Here is a 17076-nt window from a genome sequence, read left to right on the forward strand (position 1 = left end):
GTTACGCCATCCCCATCAACTGATCGAAAGGCACCTTTTCCTCGGTGACCTTGGCCTTGTCCAGCACGTGCGCGACGACGTTGTCTTCCAGCACGATCGCCTCGATTTCAGCACGACGCTGGCGGTCGGCCAGGTAATAGCTGACAACCTGGGCGGGTTGTTCGTAGTTCTCGGCGAACTCTTCGATGCGAGCGCGCACCTGCTCGGGCTTGGCCTGCAGTTGGGCTTGCTTGACCAGTTCCGACACCAGCAGGCCCAGGCGGACGCGGCGTTCGGATTCGGTCGTGAAGGCTTCGGCCGGGATCGGCACGGACTCGGCGTTCGGGATGCCGCGCTGCTTGAGCTCTTCGCGGGCGGCGGCCACACGGCCTTGCACGTCGTTGTCGACCAGGGCCTTCGGCACGTCGAACTTGCCGGCTTCGACCAGAGCGTCCATCACGCTGGACTTGGTGCGGCCTTGCGAGCGCACCTTGACTTCGCGTTCGATGTTGCTGCGGATGTCGGCCTTCAGCTTTTCGACGTCGCCTTCGGGCTGACCGAGCGACTTGGCGAATTCGCTGTTCAGTTCGGGCAGGACGCCTTCGGCGACTTCCTTCACTGTGATCGTGAATTCGGCCGTCTTGCCGGCAACTTCCTTGCCTTGGTAGTCATCGGGGAACTTGAGCGGGAAGACCTTGGTCTCGCCGGCCTTCAGGCCAAGGGCGGCTTCTTCGAATTCCGGCAGCATGCGGCCTTGGCCCAGCACGAACGGGAAATCTTCAGCCTTGCCGCCTTCGAACGGCACGCCGTCGATGGTGCCGGCGAAGTCCAGCGTGACGCGGTCGCCGTCGACCGAAGCGCGGCCTTCGCGGGCTTCGAACGTGGCGCGCTGCTTGCGCAGGACGTCAAGCGTCTTTTCGACTTCGGCGTCGGTGACGGCCGTCTCAAAGCGGGTGACGGCCAGGCCCGACAGATCGGGCACGGCGACTTCGGGGTACACCTCGAACGTGGCGGTGAACGCCAGCGTGTCGTCGGCGACGCCTTCGGTCTTGGGTTCGAGATTGGGAGCGCCGGCGACGCGCAGTTTGGCGCCGTCAACGGCTTGCTCGAAAGCACGGCCGACTTGGCTATTGATCACGTCGTAGCGGATGCCGGGGCCATGGCTGCGCTCGAGCATGGCGAGCGGGGCCTTGCCCGGACGGAAGCCGGGGACCTTGGCGGTCCGAGCCACGCGCTTCAATTGCGCCTGGACTTCCTTTTCGACGTCGGCCACCGAGACGGCCAGATCAACACGGCGCTCCAGGCCGGAGAGGGTTTCAACCACAGGCTGCATTAAAAGACCTATATTCCGAGAGATAAGAGAAAACGGGCGGATAAACGCGCCATTTTACCGGAAACTTCCGGACCGCTGACGCAAAGAGGCGCGAGCACCCGGATAAGTCCGGATACTCGCGCCCCGTTTTCCGCCCCGGATGGGGAGAAAAAACGCCTTCCGGCGCCTTGTTACCGCCTTATTTTGCCTTGGCGATGCGCTCTTCGATGTGCTGTGCGCGCTTGGCCGAGGACGGGTGCGAGCTCATCATATCGCTCTTGCCGCCATCCAGCTCCGCCAGCTTCTGGAACGCGGTCACCAGGCCGCGGGTGTTCAGCTTCTTGGACTGCAGCAGATCGAAGGAGAAGTCGTCGGCGGCGCTTTCCTGCGATTGCGAGAACTGCGCGTTGATGAATTTCTCGGTCAGGTCGCCCAGCTGCGAGGAGCTCAGGGCCGCGACGGTCGCTCCACCCGCGGCGCCGGCGGCGTCGCGCGCGGCGGAGACGGTGTAGGCGGTCTGCATCGCCTTCTTGCTGTGGCCCAGCGCCACGTGGCCGATTTCGTGGCCGACCACGCCCATCACTTCGTCGTCGGTCATCATGTCCATCAGGCCGCTATAGACGCGGATGCATCCGTTGGCCATGGCCCACGCATTGACGTCCTTCGTGATGTAGACCTTGTAGCTGGCCTTCTGGCCGTTCACCGTGCTGCCCAGCGACTTGGCAATCTTCTGCAGGCGGGCGTCGTACTTGCTGCCGGGAGCGGCGATCTTCTCTTGCGAGTCGCTCTGGGCGCAGGCCTTGTCCGACAGGGTCTTGATTTCGGCGTCGCTCAACGTGGCGGCTTGGACGACCTTGGTGCCGGCGCCCACCAATCCCCCGATGTCCAACGCATGCGAGGCGGAATAAGGGGCAAGCGCAACGGCCAACGCGGCAACGGCGTAGCGGATCTTCATGGGAACAAACTCCTCTTGACTGGCTCTATGCCAACGAGGCGGCAATTCTATATATGGCCAATGCGCTCTGAACGTTTCGGCACACAGTTTCGCAAATGCCAGTTTTTCTTACACAAAACCCCGGCAAGGCCCACGCAATCGTGTTAGCCCGCGATGCGGCAGCAACGGATCCTGTCATAAAAAACTGATGCCCGCTGCCATGCGGCATTGATAGAATTGCGCCCGCTTTTTCGCACACACACCATACGGCTCGCACCCACCATGATCCCTAATACCCCTCCCCGCCTGGGCATGTTGCCCAGCCTGATCTTCAGTTCCCGCTGGCTGCAACTGCCCCTATACCTGGGCCTGATCGTTGCCCAGGGCGTCTACGTCATGCTGTTCCTGAAAGAGCTGTGGCACCTGCTCACGCACGCCAACAGCTTCGGCGAAATGGAGATCATGCTGCTGGTGCTGGGCCTGATCGACGTGGTCATGATCTCGAACCTGCTGGTCATGGTGATCGTGGGCGGTTACGAGACCTTCGTGTCGCGCCTGCGCCTGCAGGGCCATCCGGACCAACCGGAGTGGCTCAGCCATGTAAACGCCAGCGTGCTCAAGGTCAAACTCGCGATGGCCATCATCGGCATCTCGTCGATCCACCTGCTGCGCACCTTCATCGAGGCCGGCACGCTGGGCACGCCCAACGCGCGCTTCTCCGAGGCCGGCGTCATGTGGCAGACCGTCATCCACGGCCTGTTCATTCTGTCGGCGCTGGGCATCGCGCTGGTCGACAAGCTGTCCACCCCGGCCAGCCACGCCAAACACTGATCAAGGCAAAAAAAGCCCCCACACATTGCGTGTGGGGGCTTTTTTATAGGCGGAACGCCGGGCTCGCCCGGAGCGCTGCCCGGCGAAGGTCAGGCTGCGACCTTGATGTTCTTTGCGCTGGGCCCCTTGGGACCGGTGCCCACGTCGAACGTGACGCGCTGGTTTTCCTGCAGCGACTTGTAGCCTTCGCTGCGGATCTCGGAGTAGTGAGCGAAAAGATCCTTGCTGCCGTCGTCGGGCATGATGAAGCCATAACCCTTTTCGGCGTTGAACCACTTAACGATGCCGGTTGCCATGGAGTGTCCTTGACCTATGAAATGCGATTGCTCGCGGGGCGCCAGATCATCAAGGATGGGAGAGGAAGCAACCGTTGCACCACTGACGGCGACAAGAGAAACGCAGACCGCGTCGCTTGAAAATCTCGCTGAACCCAGTGTATTGGCGAACCTCGAAAACCGTCAAATATGCGCGCGCCCCCTTGCACCCGGACTACCGGAAAGCGCAGCGCCATGCCTCGCCGCCCCTCGTAATTTTCAAGTTGCCACGCAACGATACACAAAGATACTCAGTGCCTGGCACGGCCTTTCTAGCCGGCGAATCCGCCGGATTCCAGGAATTCCTGCTCGGCCTGCGTCGTCTGCCTGCCCAGCACGGCATTGCGGTGCGGAAAACGTCCGAATCGCTTGATGATGTCACGATGCAGGACCGCCCAGCGCAGCGAATCCGCGTCCAGGGGCTCCATCAGGGCAACGGCGCGGTTCTGCGCGGCAAGGCTCTCGGCGTGTTCGAACGGCATGTAGAAGAACTGGCGCAGCTGCGGATCCGCAGCCAGATCCTGGCCGGCCGCAATGGCGCGGTCGGCGAAATACTGCGCCAAAGGATCGGTTGCGAACATGTGCGCCGTGCCCCGATAGGCATTGCGGGGGAACTGGTCCAGCAGGATCATCAACGCCAGCGCGCCCGCAGGGTCTTCCAGCCAGCCGTCCAATTGGCGAGCGGCGGCGGCGAAGTGCGCGCCCTCGAAGCGTTCGCGGAACACGGTATCGAATGCGGCGTTCTTGGTGAACCATTGCTGCGGACCCGCATCGAGCCAAAATGAAATGACATCTTGCGGTTGCATTACGGACGGCTTGGAAAAAGCAGAAGTCATGGCGGCGCGATCCTGCGAAAAGTGGCCGGCGGTGGAATGATCTGTCGCCGGTATAGCGAGAGAATGCTGTGCAAATAGGTATTTACCCGATATTTGCATTTGAGCAACGGCTGCGGGCCGAAACCCTTCGCGCAAAAAAACAAAAAAGCCCCACGAGGGGGCTTTTCTCGAAAACTCAGGACCTTACAGGACCTGGATCTTCGTGGCTTGCGGGCCCTTGGGGCCATTGGCCGTCACAAAGCTGACGCGCTGGTTCTCTTCCAGGGACTTGAAGCCCGAACCCTGAATTTCGGAGAAGTGAGCGAACAGGTCCTTGCCACCCGCTTCCGGAGTGATGAAGCCATAGCCCTTTTCCGAGTTGAACCACTTAACGACGCCGGTTTCCATACTGTATTTCCTAGAGATAATGGGCAAATGCCCGGAGGTCACGAATCAATCAAGGAGGGGACAGTAGAACAATAACGCTGAGCCGGAAAAGGCACGGCACTGAACGAAAATCGCAACGCTTGTGATCGTGTGCCGACACTATCGTTAGGTTCCCCTCATAAGTCAACATAATCCTAAAAAATGCGTGCCAATAATGCAACAAAGAGAAACGGCGCACAAAATTCACACGATTTCATAGGCAATAAGGAGTCCTGCATAGGTGTTAACACCCACGCATCATAAAAAAACAATCAAGGCTTATATAAATGCCGCCTGCCCGCGTACGATCCTTCATACGCCGTTTGGGCTAGCACTTTGGTTTGCCGCCAGGCTTACTCGTCGATAGGTAAACCCAGCAGATCGAGCGCCGCGCTGAAAGCGTCGGGACCCGAGCAAAGGAAAACCGCCACGTCACCGGGATTCATATTTTCCAGGACTTGGTCGATTTGTTCTTGCGCATTATCAACATCGTCGACATTCGTGGCGTGTATATCCGCCCCGGCCTCGACCTTTGCGCGCGGCACGATGTCTGCGATCGCATTCAGATCGGTCACGCCCACAACCACGTAGGCGCTTATGCTTTCGCCATCCAGCGTGGTGTGCAGTTCAACGCCGCCCGCCACGTCGGCAACCTGCCGACTTACAATTTCCATGATCCATCTTCCTAAATTCGCGGGCAGAGCCCGCCTGGGCACGCACCTCGCAGGTGCACACGCACGCCCAGGCGCGACTATAACAGCCTTGGGCTAATGCTTCTTGACATTCGGCCCAAGCGACTGGCGGGCCACGCCTGACGTCGCGGCGACGCCACGGCTGCGCACGCCGGCGGCGGCCAGCACCCCCAGCAGCGGCTTTTGCGCCGCCAGGAAGGCGTCCTTTTCGTCCCCGGCGAGCTTGCAGAGGAACATCTGCGCCAGCAGCTGCGTGCGGCGGGCCTTACGGTTGCCGGCCTCCTGGGCCAGCCATTCGCCGACCCAGGCCGCGGCCTCCTCGGCGCTGCCCTGCAGCTTGACGTGCCCCAGCAAGTCGAACACGGTTACGCCATCGATGCGGTCGTCGCCGCCGCGCGAAAGGAATAGCTTGGCGGCCTGCCCGGAATAGCCGGGGACCAGCGCCAGGCAATCGCGTTCTGCGGGTTTCTTCATAGGTGTCAGCATATGTCGGTTATCGAGAATCCTGGACTGTAACCCGGCCGCGCGGACTGTCGCGTCGCCGCCATGGAACTCTGCTATCGTCGCCCTATCCTTTCCCTACATGGTGGACATCATGCAACGCGATTTCGATCTGGTCGTCACGATCCTGGGAGCCTTGCGCGACGCGCCGGGCCCCAACCTGAGCACGCACGACATCAAGAACGCGGCCCTGGCGCCGCATCCCGAAGAACAGGGCCTGCAAGTGATCGCGCATCACCTGGACCTGCTGGAGGACGCTGGGCTGGTCAAGCAGGTAAGCGAAACCGCCGCCAACGCGGGCGCCACGCGCTGGCGCATCACCTGGAAGGGCTATGACGCCCTGGAGCAGGACGAGGAAGACGACGAGGACGAAGACTTCGACGACGCGGAGGAATGACGCGCCAGGCGGCTTAGCGGCGCCGCAGGATGCGCCGCGTGAGCAGCGACGCCGCGGTGCCGATCACCAGGCTGAACATGAAGGCGGCGATCGACAGCATCACCGACAGATCGCTGAAGCCGCCTCGGCGGGACAGCACGAACACCGCCACGAAGACCGCCGCCGCGAGCGCGGCGACACCACCGAGCGCATGCTTGACGGAACGCAGGCGGCCGCAGAGCGAGCCGCCGGCCAGGGCTGCCGCCACCATCGCGGCCATGGACCAGAACAGATATTCGTACTGCATGCGAACGATCTCCCCCGAAGGCATTCAGGCGCTCGCATTATAGGCGCGGGCCGCTGGGCGCCCGCCTTCACCCCACCGCGACGACGCTGATTTCCACCAGCGCCCCGTAGTGCAATTCACGGGTGGGCACGATCGCGCGCGCCGGGCGATGCGCGCCGAAACATTCCTCGTAGACGCCGTTGACCTCATCCCAGAGCCCCACGTCCGGGATGTACACCGTCACGCTGGCGACGGCAGCAAGCGACGAGCCGGCGGCGTCCAGGATCGCCCGCACGCTGCGCAGCGCCTCCCGGGTCTGGGCGGCCGCGCCGCCGGCCAGCGCGGGCCGCTCCCCGGGCGCCGCGGGCAGCAGGAATCCGAGCTGCCCCGAGACGAATACGAAGCCGTTGGCGCGCACCGCTTGCGAATAGTGGCCGGCGGGCGGCGTGGCCTTGTGCGTATGGATCAGTTCCATGAATGCGTCCTTGTAAAGCGCGCCTACCAGCCGCGGAACCGTTCCCAGTGCGCCACGATATCGGGCGAACCGCGACGCACGACCTCATAGGCGTCGTGCTGGGCGCAGGTGGCGCATGCGTGATTGGGCACGATCCGCAGCTTCGCGCCCAACGGCAGATCGGGCAGAACGGCGCCGCTGCCGGGCCGCACCTTGATGATGCCCTGCTCCTGGTTGGTCTCGGCGAGCAGCACATCGGGATAGACCTTGCCATCCGCGTCGCAAACCAGCCCATACAGCTGGTCCACCCGCTGCCTGGCGGTTCCCCGGTCGCGCGACATGGCCATCCATCCGGCGTCGACCAGTATCCATCCCTTGTCGGGCTGATGGCCGATCACGGTCGTCAATACGCTGGCCGCGATGTCATCCACCGCGCAGACGCCCAGGCCCGCCATCACCAGGTCGAAGAAGACGTACACGCCGGCGCGGACTTCCGTCACGCCCTCCAGGCTGCGCGCGAAATGGGCCGTGGGCGTGGAGCCCACGCTGACCACCGGGCACGGAAGGCCGGCCGCGCGGATGGCCTCGGCGCAGCCGACGGCGGCCAGGCGCTCCTGTTCGGCCATGTCCGCGATCGCCTCGACGCTGTCGCAACCGTAGGATTCGCCGGCGTGCGTCATGACGCCGCGCAGGCACGCGCCCTCGTTGTGCAGCGCCCGCGCGATGGCCAGCAGCTGTTCAGTGTTGCCGGGCTGCACGCCCGCGCGATGGCCGTCGCAATCGATTTCGATCAGCGCGGGAATGGCGTCGCCGGCCTCCCGCGCGCGGCGGGCCACCGCAAGCGCGGCGTCGATGCTATCGACCACCACGGTGAGGTCGACGCCGCGCCGGCGCAGCGCAAGCACGCGCTCCAGCTTCGCGGGCGACACGCCGACCGCATACAGCAGGTCCGTCACGCCAGCCGCGGCGAACTGCTCGGCTTCCTGCAGCGTGGAAACGGCGGCGGGGCCCTGCGGCGTGGACATGAGCCGGCGCGCCACCTCGATGGATTTGGGCGTCTTCAGATGGGGACGCAATTGCACGCCATGCCCCGCCATCAGCGCGTTCAGGCGCTCGATATTACGCGTCATGCGGGTTTCGTCCAGCAACAGGCACGGCGTATCCAGGGAGTCCACGGTGGACGGGGCGGTAGCTAGGTTCATGAAGGCCTCGGTATGGCGAATCGGGAGGACGCCGGGCATCCGGCATCCGCATGGCGGAAGTATGGCGCGGCGCCCGCCGCGCGTGTTTAATAAGGACTTAATCATCAATTAATGCCTGTCTGAATGATCACCACCGACGATCTGCGCTTCTTCCTGAGCCTGGCGGTCACCCGCTCCCTGGCGGAGGCGGCGCGCGCGCTGGACGTGACGCCGCCGGCCGTCACGCAACGGCTGCATGCGCTGGAAAAGCGGCTGGGCGTCAGGCTGGTCAACCGCTCAGGGCGCGGCACGGCCCTGACCGACGAAGGCCGGCTCCTGGCGCTGCGGGCGGAACAGATCTGCGGCGAGCTGGGCGATCTCGCGGACGAACTGGCGGGCAGGCGCGGCGTGGTGGCGGGTCACCTGCGCGTCGTTGCCCCGCTGGGCTTCGGCCAGCGCTATATCGCAGGGCTGGTGGCGGAATTCCGCGGGCACAGCGAAAACGTCACGGCCAGCCTCACGCTGTCGGACGGCCCTCCCCGGCTCGCCGCCGACGACTGGGACGTCATGGTGCATATCGGCGAGCTGCGCGATTCCACGCTGGTCGCCTACCCGCTGGCGCCCAACCGCCGGGTCCTGTGCGCCTCGCCCGCCTACCTGGCGCGCCGCGGCGCCCCCGCCAAGCCCGAGGACCTGCGGGGGCATGACTGCATCGCCCTACGCGAAAACGACGAGGACGTGACCCTGTGGCGGTTCAAACAGGGCCGCGGGGCCGCGGTCGGCGTGCGCGTTTCCCCGGTACTGTCGAGCAACGCGGGGGAAACCGCCGTGGAATGGGCATTGGCGGGGCACGGCATCATCGTGCGCTCGGAATGGGACGTTGCGGCGCACGTGCGCGAGCGCCGGCTGGTGCCCCTGCTGGCCAGCTGGAGCCTACCGCAGGCGAATGTGGTGGCTCTGGTCAAGTCGCGCCAGGAACTGCCCGCGCGGACCGCCGGATTCCTGGCCCACCTGCGCGCCGCCTTCGCCACGCCGCCCTGGCGCGAAAAGCCTTAGGGTCCGCCAGCGTCGGCGGCGGCGCGCGAACCCCGCGCTCAGCAGTCCAGCATGGCCTCGGCTTCGATCTCGATCAGCCATTCCGGCAGCGACAAACCGCTGACGATGATCCAGGACGACGGCGGCGGATCCTTCTTGAAGCGGTCGCGCAGCGCCTGCGCGATCACTTCCTGGTCTTCCCGCGCCGTCTCGCAGATGTAGATGCGCAGCATGATCACCTGCGCCAGCGTGCCGCCCGCTGCGGCGAGCACGCGTTCGACGTTGTCCAGCGCGGCTTCGGTCTGCTCTTGCAGCCCGGGGCCCACCGTGCGCGCGCTGGCGTCCACGCCCACCTGGCCCGACAACAGCATGCGGCGCTGCCCGGTCACAATCACGGCCTGGCTGAAGCCGTATTGCACGGAGTCGAATACGGTATCGGGATTGACGACGATTCTGGACATTGCCTGCTCCTGCTGATGGCCGGGATCCGCCATTCTATCCGCGCCCCGTCAAGCGCCGACGCGCCCGGCGCAGGGACGGCGCGCCGCCGGCAAGGCGGCCAGCAGCACGACCGCCCCCGCGCCCACGGCCGTCCAGAACCCCGCCTGCACGCCGTGGTGGTCGACCACCCAGCCGGCCAGCGCCGCCCCCGCCGCCACGCCGGCGCCCAGGCCCGTGACCAGCCACGTCAACCCTTCGGTCAGGCGATGGTCCGGGACATTGCTCTCCACCAGCGCCATCGCGATAATCATCGTCGGCGCAAGCGACAGGCCGGCCAGCAACACGCCCAGCGACAGGCCCAGCAGATCGTTCACCAACAGCAGGGGAATCGTCGTGAACGCCGTCACGCCGGCCGCCACCGCGAGCAGGCGCGCCAGCGGCATCTGGAATTTGAGGACGCCGAACGCCAGACCGGCCACGCAGGAGCCCAGGGCGTATGCGGACAGCACGAGGCTGGCGCCGGCCGGCATCTCCTGCTGCCGGGCGAAGGCGACGCTCAGGACGTCGATGGTGCCCACGATCACGCCCATCGCCGCCATCATCGTCAACAGCGACCGCATGAGGGGCATGCGCAACACCGATGCCTCGCGCCCCTGCCGGCGGGCCAGCACCGCGGGCTCTGTAGCCCGCTGCAGGACGAAGGCGGTGACGCCGGCCGCCAGCAGCAGCGCGGCCGTCAGCGGGCCGGCCTCGGGAAAAAACAGGACGCTCAGGCCTACGGAGAGCGGCGGCCCGACGATAAAACTGAGTTCGTCCGCCACCGACTCCAGTGCATAGGCCGTACGCAGTTGCGGCTGGTCGCGGAAGATCTCTGTCCACCGTGCGCGAATCATTGCGGGCATGCTGGGCAGGCAGCCCGCCAGCGCGGCGCAAACGAACAAGGCCCAGTCCGGCGCCTGCCACCGCACGCAGGCGGCCAGGCCGGCGAGCCCCAGGACGCACAAACCCGCCGCCACCGGCAGTACCCTGCCCTGGCCGTGCCGGTCGACCAGGCGCGAAATGCGCGGCGCCAGCAGGGCCGTGGCCAGCGCGAAGGTTGCCGCGACGGCGCCTGCCAGGGCATAGGCGCCGCGCACCGCCGACAGCATCGTGATGATGCCGATACCGATCATGGGCAGGGGCAGGCGCGCGACCGCGCCGGCCAGCACGAAGCCGATAGCGCCAGGCGCCCTGAACAGCTCGCGATACGGATTGGACACCGGAAACCTTTGGATCGTGTAGACAACGAGATCGTATTCACATACATTGCGTATGTCAATTTACCTACGCCTCGTATGCCTCACAGGAGGACGCCATGTCCCGCTCCCGCGCCGAGATGATCGAAGCCACCCGCGCAAAACTGCTGGCCGCGGCGCGGCGGGCCTTCCGGCAAGCGGGCTACGCGGCGACGTCCATGGACGATTTCACGGCGGCCGCCGGCTTGACCCGGGGCGCCCTGTACCACCATTTCGGCGGCAAGCAAGGCTTGCTGGCCGCGGTCGTCGAACAGATCGACGGCGAAATGGACGAGCGGCTGGACGCGATTTCGGCGCGGGCGCCCGACGCCTGGACGGCATTCCGGGAACGGTGCCGCGCCTACCTCCAGATGGCGGCCGAGCCCGAGATCCGGCGCATCGTGCTGCAGGACGCCCGGGCCGTGCTGGGCCCTGCCCCGGACGCCGCCCAGCAGCAGTGCCTGGCATCGCTGGGCGCGCTGCTGCAGCGGATGATGGACGAAAACGCGATCGAAGCCGCAGCGCCGGAAGCGCTTGCCCGGCTGGTCAACGGCAGCCTGTCCGAAAGCGCCTTCTGGATCGCGGAGGATCCCGCGGACGAAGCGCGGCTGCCCCAGGCGCTGCAGGCGCTGGACTTGATGCTGCGGGGCTTGCGGCGGGGCTGAGCGGTTGCTGCCCGGCGGCGCGGGCCCGAATCCGCCAAAGGCGGTATGGAAGCGTCCGGACACATTTGCTACGCTGGCCCTACCTGGAGAGGGTCCGGCCATGAACAACAGAATCCGCGTGCTGTGCGTCCAGCCATCGTCGTTCTCGGCGCGTTTCGCGTTTCTTACGGTCGCCCTGCGATGGTCTCTCGGCGCAACGCCCCGCCCTGCGCGGCTCCTCATCGGCCCGCACGACCTCGAACCGGTGGGCTCCGAGGCCGAGTTCTGGCGCTTTGCGCTGCGCCATGTCTTTTCAAGCCGGTCGATACTAGTCACCCGCGGCGACCGCTGGGACGTGACGGCCTCGGTGGAGGGCGACGAGGTCCGCGCTTTCGGGCGCAAGTTCGCCCTGCGCCACTGCCTGTTCTGAAGCGCGCGGCTGCGCGGCGCCCTATGCTTCGAACCGGCGTTTGTGCTGGTACAACGCCATTTCCTCGGCGGTCCATCGCCGCCGCGCCTCTTCCTGGCAGCAGCTGCGGAACACCAGCGCCCCCACGTCCAGGAAGCGCTTGATATCCGCATCCGTCAGCTTGGCCTGCACCTGAATCAGGCAGTCCGCATAGGCGGAAAGAATGCCATCCCAGTGGTCAAATCTGCCCGGCGCGACGGGCTGTGTGATCATGCGCGCCATCATTTCACTATGATCCATGCTCTGTCCCTCTCGGGCGCCTCGCCCTTGCCATGAGCGACGGCGTTCACGGCGCCCAGCAGCAAGCGCCGTTCCCGGCCCCAGCCAAGGAGTTTCCCATTTCCCCCCCTGCATTGAATGTCATCCACCTCAACGGTCCGATCAACAGCGGGAAATCCACCGTCGGCGCCGCGCTGGCGGCCCTGCTGCCGGCCGCGCGGTTCATCGATGGCGATGACCACGATGCGCCCAGCCACCTGCCGCATACCGAACAGTGGGAGCTGGCGCTTGCTCGCATCACTCGCCTGATCGGCGCAGCGCGGGATTCCTACCTGGTCGTCGCTTACCCCTTGGACCAAGAGGGCTACGAACGAATCCTGGCCGCCTGCGAGCGGCGCAGCGCCCGCTTGCGCGTCATTACGCTTGCTCCCACGCTCGCGGCCGCCCAATCCGACAGAGGCGGACGCACATTGACGGAATGGGAACGTCAACGCGTTGTACAGATGTACCGCGAAGGCTACGCTTCGCGTCCTTTCAGCGATTGGGTGCTGGACACGTCGCGCAGCGATCCGGCGTCCAGCGCGCGCGAGATCGCCCGCTGGCTCGCCGCCGGCTAAGCGCGGCGGCTAGCGCGGCGCCTGGCCGTCCGGCGCGCGCCCGCGCAGCAGCGCGTCGGGATAGGCCTGCAAATAATCCGCCAGCTCCCGCAACGACCTGGCGGCGCGCGCCAGTTCCTGCACGGCCGAGCCCGCGCTTGCCGGCAGGTCTGCATCGGGGCTGAGCACGCCGCCGATCGCGGCGAGCGACTTGCTGGCCTGCTTCAGCATGGCCTGCGCCTCCGGCGCCAGCCGGGTATCCAGGCGCTTCACCAGACTGGCGGTGCCGCGCAACAGATTGCTCAGCTCTGCGCCCAGCGCATCGAACGGCACTCTGTCCAGCTTGACTAGGATACTGTTGACCTGATGCTGCAACTGGTCGAGGTTGTTGGGCACCGTCGGGATCGTCGGCGTGTTTTCCATCTTGAACGACACCGGCTTGGCGTCCGGGAATACCGCCATGGCGACATACAACTGCCCGGTCAGCAGATTGCCGATGCGCAACTGCGCCCGCAGGCCATGCTCGATCATCGCCGACAGCAGTTTTCCGCTCGGGTGTTCCAGTGAAGACCCCGAGTACTCCTTGATCTCGCCCATCGTCTTCGCCCCCAGGCGCTCGAGATACAGCGTCGCCCCCACCACGGCGTAGAACTGGTTGGTCGTCCGGTCCAGCTCCAGCCCGATGGAATCCACCTGTCCGATGGTGGCGCCGTAGCTGTCGATAGGCGCTCCGACCACCAGGCCGCGGACCGATTGGTCGAAGCGCATGCGGATGTGCAACGGCACCCCATCCGGCTGCGCCCGGGCCGCGCTCTCGGACGGGAAGATGACGAACTCCGCATCGGCCTTGGCGCTCACGCGCTCGCGTTGCTCGACCGTGTCGAACGCGACGCCCCCCACGATCACCGACAGGAGGGATTGCGAGCGCATCTGAAGACCACGCGCGTCGACACTGAAGTCCACGCCGCTGGCGTTCCAGAACCGCGAGCCGCCATTGACGTAGGCATCATTGGGCGCATCGATGAAAACCTGCACGTCGACACCCTGGCCGGTGCTGTCCAGGTGGTAGCCCACCACCTGCCCCACCGGAATGCGCCGGTAATACACGGGCGATCCGACGTCCAGCGACCCCAGGTCGCGGGCCTTCAGCGTAAAGCGCTTGCCCGCGCGGTCCTGCGTGACTTCGGGGGGGATCTCCAGGCCGACGAAGGCGGACTTGGCGGCGGGGCGCGCGCCTTCCTTGCCGTTCGGGCTGACCGGATCCACGCCGACGTAGGCCCCGGACAGCAAGGTGCCCAGGCCGGACACGCCGCTCAGGGTCAGCCGGGGCCGCACCACCCAGAACCGGGTGCCGTCCTGCAGCAGGCTGCTCGCGTCCTTGTCGACGCGGATCGTCACGATGACGCCGGTGCGGTCGGGATTGAGGGCCACACGCTCGACGAGGCCGACGTTGACCTCCTTGTAGCGCACTTGCGTCTTGCCGGCCTCCAGCCCTTCGGCGGTCTGGAAACTGATGGTGGCCGTGGGGCCCGCCTCCATCCAGACGCGCACCACCAGGAACAAGCCGCCTACGGCCGCAATGATCGGCACCAGCCAAATCCACGACAGACGGCGCCCCTTATGCCTTGCGGCGGGCGCATGGGCGGAGGCAGAGCCAGGCTCAGGCATAGAGGACGTCCTCTGTTGTATCCATCCAGACGCGAGGGCAAGATCCTGCCCAAGAATCGCGCCCCCCCGCCCGGCGCGCAAGTAAGGGAATTCCCGATGTCGCCGCGCGGGACGCCCGGCAAGGCCGGGCGTTCACAGGTAGGATATGCATCCCAAAAAGCAGGAAATACCCGTGACTATCGAAATCCGCCCCGCCGCGCCTTCGGATGCGGCCCAGATCCATGCCTTCATCACCGAGCTTGCCGTGTACGAGCGCGCCGCCCATGAGGTGATCGCCAGCGCCGGCGACGTCGAGCGCACCCTGTTCGCGCAAGGCGCGCCCGCCCGGGCGCTGATGTGCCTGCTGGACGGCAAGGCCATCGGCTATGCCGTCTATTTCTACAGCTATTCGACCTGGCTCGGCAAGAACGGTATCTATCTGGAAGACCTGTACATCACGCCGGAGCATCGCGGCATCGGCGCCGGACGCGACCTGCTGCGCCACCTGGCGCAGGAAGCGGTGGCCAACGGTTGCGGACGGCTGGAATGGAGCGTGCTGGACTGGAACACGCCCGCCATCGACTTCTACAAGTCGATCGGGGCGCTTGCGCAGGATGAGTGGGTGCGCTATCGCCTCGCTGGAGACGCCTTGCAGAACTTCGCGCAGGGCCGGCGCTGACGGCCAGCCCGCGCCGGGTCAGAACTCCGGCAGGTCGAACAGCGTATGCAGGGTTGAACTGGGGACGGGCACGGACGCGAGGTGTTCGCGCCCGTCATCGTCCACCAGGACCCGCACCGGACGCGACGCCACGCTCATGCCGTCCAGGCTGATGGCGGTTTCGACCTCGACCCCGTCCTTGATGAGTTCGATGACCTCGGACGCCGCCGCCGTTACCGGCTCGGTGACCCAGCCGGGCACGCCGCGCTCGGCCTGCCCCCAGCGCACATAGGCCACATGCCCGCTGACGGGCTCTTTTCGAACGGCGACGATTACGTACAAAGACATCCAGCTCCCCGATGATGGATCTGTGCGAGGCGCCTTTGCCTCCCGCGGGACCCCAGGCCTGGATCGTATAACAACTTTGCGCAGCCGTTATGACCGCCGGAATCAGGGTTCGATATCGATGGGGGCAAAGGACTTCACCAGATCGTCCAGCCGCTTCAGCTGGGCCAGGAAGGGCTCCAGCTTGTCCAGCGGCAAGGCGCTGGGACCGTCGCACTTCGCGTTCTTGGGATCGGGGTGGGCTTCCAGGAACAGGCCTGCCAGCCCCACCGCCATGCCGGCGCGCGCCAGTTCGGCCACCTGCTCGCGGCGGCCGCCCGACGCGGCATCCAGCGCCGAGCGCTGCTGCAAGGCATGCGTCACGTCGAAAATCAGCGGGCGATTGCCGGACACCTTCTTCATCACGCCGAAGCCGAGCATGTCGACGACCAGGTTGTCGTAGCCGAAGCAGGTGCCGCGGTCGCAGAGGATCAGCTTGTCGTTGCCGGCCTCGGTGAACTTCTCGACGATGTTCAGCACCTGGGTCGGGCTGAGGAACTGGGGCTTCTTGATATTGACCACGCGCTGCGTCTTCGCCAGCGCGACCACCAGGTCCGTCTGGCGGGCGAGGAAGGCAGGCAGCTGCAGGATGTCGGCGACCTCGGCCACCGGCGCGGCCTGCCAGGGCTCGTGTACATCGGTGATGACCGGCACGCCGAAGGTCTTCTTGACCTCTTCGAAGATCCTCATGCCCTCTTCCAGCCCCGGGCCGCGGTAGGAGTGGATGGAGGAGCGGTTGGCCTTGTCGAAGGACGCCTTGAACACGTAGGGAATGCCCAGCTTGCTCGTCACGCGCTGGTATTCCTCGCAGGCGCGCAGGGCCAGATCCCGCGATTCCAGCACATTGATGCCGCCGAACAGCACGAAGGGCCGATCGTTCGCGCAGCTGATCGAGGGGGAAATAACGACTTCTGGGGCGGTCATGACGGGTGAATCCTGTAGAAATGAAGCGGGTGATAGTGCGTAATGTACAACCTGCCCCGCCCGCCCATCACGCCCCCGGGGTCATCCGGCCGGCTCAGCGGCCCGAAAGCATGCGGCGCAGCACGCCGTCGCGCAGGAAGTAGTGGTGGAACAGCCCCGCCAGCGCATGCAGGAGCGCCAGGACGATGATCGTCCACGCCACGGTATTGTGCAGCCCGCCGATGAAGTGGCGCTGCTCCCGGTCGATGGGGATCAGCGTGGGCACGTCGAACAGGCCGAAAAAAGCGAACGGCTCACCCTGAGCCCAGCGGAACAGAAAGCCCAGCACGATCTGCGCCGCCATCAGCGCATAGAGCAGCCCGTGCATGCCGGTGCTGGCGACGCGCAACCAGCCGGCCGCGGCCGGCGGCAAGCGCCGGCCGGCGGTCAGGCGCCATGCCGCGCGCAGCACGAACACCGCGGCGAAGGTCAGCCCGAACGAAATATGCAGTGACTGCAGCAGGCGCCGCGTGGACGTCCCGCGCGGCAGGAAGCTCCAAACCTCGGCCAGGACGAACAGGCCCACCACCAGCACGGCAGTCAGCCAATGAAAGACGATGGATGCCCGGTCATAGTGCGCAAGATCGGCCGGCGCTGCGGCGGAGGAGGATTGGATCACAGGCTACGCTCGTGGTCTGGAATACG

24 protein-coding genes are annotated in these 17076 nt (G+C 65.6%); 7 read left to right on the forward strand and 17 right to left on the reverse strand.

Annotation, left to right across the window (positions count from 1 at the left end):
- Window position 1 precedes the first annotated feature (1 nt).
- Together tig and loiP are read right to left on the reverse strand one after the other, a co-directional pair.
- The gene (tig, locus tag AGI3411_RS02995) at window positions 2-1312 is read right to left on the reverse strand and encodes a trigger factor (RefSeq protein ID WP_129525934.1); all 1311 of its coding nucleotides are present in this window, start codon (window positions 1310-1312) and stop codon (window positions 2-4) included.
- A gap of 178 nt (window positions 1313-1490) precedes the next feature.
- Complete coding sequence (gene loiP, locus AGI3411_RS03000; RefSeq protein ID WP_129525935.1) at window positions 1491-2246, reverse strand: metalloprotease LoiP; 756 nt, start codon at window positions 2244-2246, stop codon at window positions 1491-1493.
- A 261-nt stretch (window positions 2247-2507) separates the two neighbouring features.
- Between loiP and AGI3411_RS03005 the strand changes: the two genes are divergently transcribed.
- Window positions 2508-3056 (forward strand): TIGR00645 family protein, encoded by a 549-nt coding sequence (locus AGI3411_RS03005; RefSeq protein WP_129525936.1) that lies wholly within the window; start codon window positions 2508-2510, stop codon window positions 3054-3056.
- A gap of 89 nt (window positions 3057-3145) precedes the next feature.
- On the opposite strand, the gene AGI3411_RS03010 is transcribed toward AGI3411_RS03005, so the two are convergent.
- The 5 genes from AGI3411_RS03010 to AGI3411_RS03030 all read right to left on the reverse strand — a co-directional run bounded on the left by AGI3411_RS03010 (window position 3146) and on the right by AGI3411_RS03030 (window position 5777).
- Window positions 3146-3352, reverse strand: coding sequence for a cold-shock protein (locus AGI3411_RS03010; RefSeq protein WP_042794090.1), 207 nt, complete (start codon window positions 3350-3352; stop codon window positions 3146-3148).
- A 290-nt stretch (window positions 3353-3642) separates the two neighbouring features.
- Window positions 3643-4206, reverse strand: a complete 564-nt coding sequence (locus AGI3411_RS03015) for a DUF924 family protein (protein ID WP_129525937.1) — start codon at window positions 4204-4206, stop codon at window positions 3643-3645.
- A 183-nt stretch (window positions 4207-4389) separates the two neighbouring features.
- Window positions 4390-4593, reverse strand: a complete 204-nt coding sequence (locus AGI3411_RS03020) for a cold-shock protein (protein WP_006220190.1) — start codon at window positions 4591-4593, stop codon at window positions 4390-4392.
- A gap of 371 nt (window positions 4594-4964) precedes the next feature.
- Window positions 4965-5285 carry a hypothetical protein gene (locus AGI3411_RS03025; RefSeq protein WP_129525938.1) on the reverse strand — a complete coding sequence of 107 codons (321 nt, stop codon included), beginning with the start codon at window positions 5283-5285 and terminating at the stop codon, window positions 4965-4967.
- A 93-nt stretch (window positions 5286-5378) separates the two neighbouring features.
- Entirely contained in the window at window positions 5379-5777 is a 399-nt protein-coding gene (locus AGI3411_RS03030; protein WP_129525939.1) for a hypothetical protein, read from the reverse strand.
- Window positions 5778-5898: 121 nt separating this feature from the next.
- Here AGI3411_RS03030 and AGI3411_RS03035 point away from each other — a divergent pair, with 121 nt between their 5' ends.
- The gene (locus tag AGI3411_RS03035; RefSeq protein WP_129525940.1) at window positions 5899-6201 is read left to right on the forward strand and encodes a DUF2513 domain-containing protein; all 303 of its coding nucleotides are present in this window, start codon (window positions 5899-5901) and stop codon (window positions 6199-6201) included.
- 13 nt (window positions 6202-6214) lie between these two features.
- Here AGI3411_RS03035 and AGI3411_RS03040 read toward each other — a convergent pair whose 3' ends face one another.
- From AGI3411_RS03040 to AGI3411_RS03050, 3 genes are all read right to left on the reverse strand, one after another.
- Window positions 6215-6487: a hypothetical protein gene (locus tag AGI3411_RS03040; RefSeq protein ID WP_129525941.1), complete on the reverse strand. Its 273-nt coding sequence runs from the start codon at window positions 6485-6487 to the stop codon at window positions 6215-6217.
- A 67-nt stretch (window positions 6488-6554) separates the two neighbouring features.
- Complete coding sequence (locus tag AGI3411_RS03045) at window positions 6555-6941, reverse strand: RidA family protein (protein WP_129525942.1); 387 nt, start codon at window positions 6939-6941, stop codon at window positions 6555-6557.
- A gap of 23 nt (window positions 6942-6964) precedes the next feature.
- Window positions 6965-8122, reverse strand: coding sequence for a DSD1 family PLP-dependent enzyme (locus AGI3411_RS03050; protein ID WP_129525943.1), 1158 nt, complete (start codon window positions 8120-8122; stop codon window positions 6965-6967).
- Window positions 8123-8245: 123 nt separating this feature from the next.
- Here AGI3411_RS03050 and AGI3411_RS03055 point away from each other — a divergent pair, with 123 nt between their 5' ends.
- Entirely contained in the window at window positions 8246-9157 is a 912-nt protein-coding gene (locus AGI3411_RS03055) for a LysR family transcriptional regulator (RefSeq protein ID WP_129525944.1), read from the forward strand.
- A 38-nt stretch (window positions 9158-9195) separates the two neighbouring features.
- Here the strand turns inward: AGI3411_RS03055 and AGI3411_RS03060 are convergent, their stop codons facing one another.
- The gene (locus AGI3411_RS03060; protein WP_129525945.1) at window positions 9196-9597 is read right to left on the reverse strand and encodes a RidA family protein; all 402 of its coding nucleotides are present in this window, start codon (window positions 9595-9597) and stop codon (window positions 9196-9198) included.
- A 48-nt stretch (window positions 9598-9645) separates the two neighbouring features.
- The gene (locus tag AGI3411_RS03065; protein ID WP_129525946.1) at window positions 9646-10836 is read right to left on the reverse strand and encodes an MFS transporter; all 1191 of its coding nucleotides are present in this window, start codon (window positions 10834-10836) and stop codon (window positions 9646-9648) included.
- A gap of 95 nt (window positions 10837-10931) precedes the next feature.
- On the opposite strand from AGI3411_RS03065, the gene AGI3411_RS03070 reads away from it, so the two are divergent.
- Window positions 10932-11516 carry a TetR/AcrR family transcriptional regulator gene (locus AGI3411_RS03070; protein WP_129525947.1) on the forward strand — a complete coding sequence of 195 codons (585 nt, stop codon included), beginning with the start codon at window positions 10932-10934 and terminating at the stop codon, window positions 11514-11516.
- Between the two features lie 100 nt (window positions 11517-11616).
- Window positions 11617-11925, forward strand: a complete 309-nt coding sequence (locus tag AGI3411_RS03075) for a hypothetical protein (protein WP_129525948.1) — start codon at window positions 11617-11619, stop codon at window positions 11923-11925.
- Window positions 11926-11946: 21 nt separating this feature from the next.
- Here AGI3411_RS03075 and AGI3411_RS03080 read toward each other — a convergent pair whose 3' ends face one another.
- Window positions 11947-12204 (reverse strand): hypothetical protein, encoded by a 258-nt coding sequence (locus AGI3411_RS03080; RefSeq protein ID WP_129525949.1) that lies wholly within the window; start codon window positions 12202-12204, stop codon window positions 11947-11949.
- A gap of 32 nt (window positions 12205-12236) precedes the next feature.
- Between AGI3411_RS03080 and AGI3411_RS03085 the strand changes: the two genes are divergently transcribed.
- Window positions 12237-12800 carry a shikimate kinase gene (locus AGI3411_RS03085; RefSeq protein ID WP_244240238.1) on the forward strand — a complete coding sequence of 188 codons (564 nt, stop codon included), beginning with the start codon at window positions 12237-12239 and terminating at the stop codon, window positions 12798-12800.
- A 9-nt stretch (window positions 12801-12809) separates the two neighbouring features.
- On the opposite strand, the gene AGI3411_RS03090 is transcribed toward AGI3411_RS03085, so the two are convergent.
- Entirely contained in the window at window positions 12810-14447 is a 1638-nt protein-coding gene (locus AGI3411_RS03090) for a PqiB family protein (RefSeq protein ID WP_129525950.1), read from the reverse strand.
- A gap of 172 nt (window positions 14448-14619) precedes the next feature.
- Here AGI3411_RS03090 and AGI3411_RS03095 point away from each other — a divergent pair, with 172 nt between their 5' ends.
- Window positions 14620-15105 (forward strand): GNAT family N-acetyltransferase, encoded by a 486-nt coding sequence (locus AGI3411_RS03095; protein WP_129525951.1) that lies wholly within the window; start codon window positions 14620-14622, stop codon window positions 15103-15105.
- 18 nt (window positions 15106-15123) lie between these two features.
- Here the strand turns inward: AGI3411_RS03095 and AGI3411_RS03100 are convergent, their stop codons facing one another.
- The 3 genes from AGI3411_RS03100 to AGI3411_RS03110 form a co-directional block, all read right to left on the reverse strand.
- On the reverse strand, window positions 15124-15432 hold the full coding sequence (locus AGI3411_RS03100) for a carbohydrate isomerase (RefSeq protein ID WP_129525952.1): 309 nt from the start codon (window positions 15430-15432) through the stop codon (window positions 15124-15126).
- 102 nt (window positions 15433-15534) lie between these two features.
- A complete protein-coding gene (gene kdsA / locus AGI3411_RS03105) occupies window positions 15535-16392 on the reverse strand; it encodes a 3-deoxy-8-phosphooctulonate synthase (protein ID WP_129525953.1) in 858 nt (285 codons plus the stop codon).
- 94 nt (window positions 16393-16486) lie between these two features.
- Window positions 16487-17050 (reverse strand): cytochrome b, encoded by a 564-nt coding sequence (locus tag AGI3411_RS03110; protein WP_129525954.1) that lies wholly within the window; start codon window positions 17048-17050, stop codon window positions 16487-16489.
- Window positions 17051-17076 lie beyond the last annotated feature (26 nt).

The sequence above is a fragment of the Achromobacter agilis genome (assembly GCF_900496965.1).
In the GTDB taxonomy this organism is placed as follows: Bacteria; Pseudomonadota; Gammaproteobacteria; order Burkholderiales; family Burkholderiaceae_B; genus Achromobacter; species Achromobacter agilis.

Bases quoted from the DNA above. Each gene is read 5' to 3' on its own strand.
- AGI3411_RS03005 (WP_129525936.1), top strand. From the start codon at position 2,508: ATGATCCCTAATACCCCTCCCCGCCTGGGCATGTTGCCCAGCCTGATC.
- AGI3411_RS03045 (WP_129525942.1), bottom strand. From the start codon at position 6,941: ATGGAACTGATCCATACGCACAAGGCCACGCCGCCCGCCGGCCACTAT.
- AGI3411_RS03100 (WP_129525952.1), bottom strand. From the start codon at position 15,432: ATGTCTTTGTACGTAATCGTCGCCGTTCGAAAAGAGCCCGTCAGCGGG.
- AGI3411_RS03090 (WP_129525950.1), bottom strand. From the start codon at position 14,447: ATGCCTGAGCCTGGCTCTGCCTCCGCCCATGCGCCCGCCGCAAGGCAT.
- AGI3411_RS03055 (WP_129525944.1), top strand. From the start codon at position 8,246: ATGATCACCACCGACGATCTGCGCTTCTTCCTGAGCCTGGCGGTCACC.
- AGI3411_RS03075 (WP_129525948.1), top strand. From the start codon at position 11,617: ATGAACAACAGAATCCGCGTGCTGTGCGTCCAGCCATCGTCGTTCTCG.
- kdsA (WP_129525953.1), bottom strand. From the start codon at position 16,392: ATGACCGCCCCAGAAGTCGTTATTTCCCCCTCGATCAGCTGCGCGAAC.
- AGI3411_RS03070 (WP_129525947.1), top strand. From the start codon at position 10,932: ATGTCCCGCTCCCGCGCCGAGATGATCGAAGCCACCCGCGCAAAACTG.
- AGI3411_RS03085 (WP_244240238.1), top strand. From the start codon at position 12,237: ATGAGCGACGGCGTTCACGGCGCCCAGCAGCAAGCGCCGTTCCCGGCC.
- AGI3411_RS03060 (WP_129525945.1), bottom strand. From the start codon at position 9,597: ATGTCCAGAATCGTCGTCAATCCCGATACCGTATTCGACTCCGTGCAA.
- loiP (WP_129525935.1), bottom strand. From the start codon at position 2,246: ATGAAGATCCGCTACGCCGTTGCCGCGTTGGCCGTTGCGCTTGCCCCT.
- AGI3411_RS03025 (WP_129525938.1), bottom strand. From the start codon at position 5,285: ATGGAAATTGTAAGTCGGCAGGTTGCCGACGTGGCGGGCGGCGTTGAA.
- AGI3411_RS03080 (WP_129525949.1), bottom strand. From the start codon at position 12,204: ATGGATCATAGTGAAATGATGGCGCGCATGATCACACAGCCCGTCGCG.
- AGI3411_RS03020 (WP_006220190.1), bottom strand. From the start codon at position 4,593: ATGGAAACCGGCGTCGTTAAGTGGTTCAACTCGGAAAAGGGCTATGGC.
- AGI3411_RS03030 (WP_129525939.1), bottom strand. From the start codon at position 5,777: ATGAAGAAACCCGCAGAACGCGATTGCCTGGCGCTGGTCCCCGGCTAT.
- AGI3411_RS03035 (WP_129525940.1), top strand. From the start codon at position 5,899: ATGCAACGCGATTTCGATCTGGTCGTCACGATCCTGGGAGCCTTGCGC.
- AGI3411_RS03040 (WP_129525941.1), bottom strand. From the start codon at position 6,487: ATGCAGTACGAATATCTGTTCTGGTCCATGGCCGCGATGGTGGCGGCA.
- AGI3411_RS03010 (WP_042794090.1), bottom strand. From the start codon at position 3,352: ATGGCAACCGGCATCGTTAAGTGGTTCAACGCCGAAAAGGGTTATGGC.
- AGI3411_RS03050 (WP_129525943.1), bottom strand. From the start codon at position 8,122: ATGAACCTAGCTACCGCCCCGTCCACCGTGGACTCCCTGGATACGCCG.
- tig (WP_129525934.1), bottom strand. From the start codon at position 1,312: ATGCAGCCTGTGGTTGAAACCCTCTCCGGCCTGGAGCGCCGTGTTGAT.
- AGI3411_RS03015 (WP_129525937.1), bottom strand. From the start codon at position 4,206: ATGACTTCTGCTTTTTCCAAGCCGTCCGTAATGCAACCGCAAGATGTC.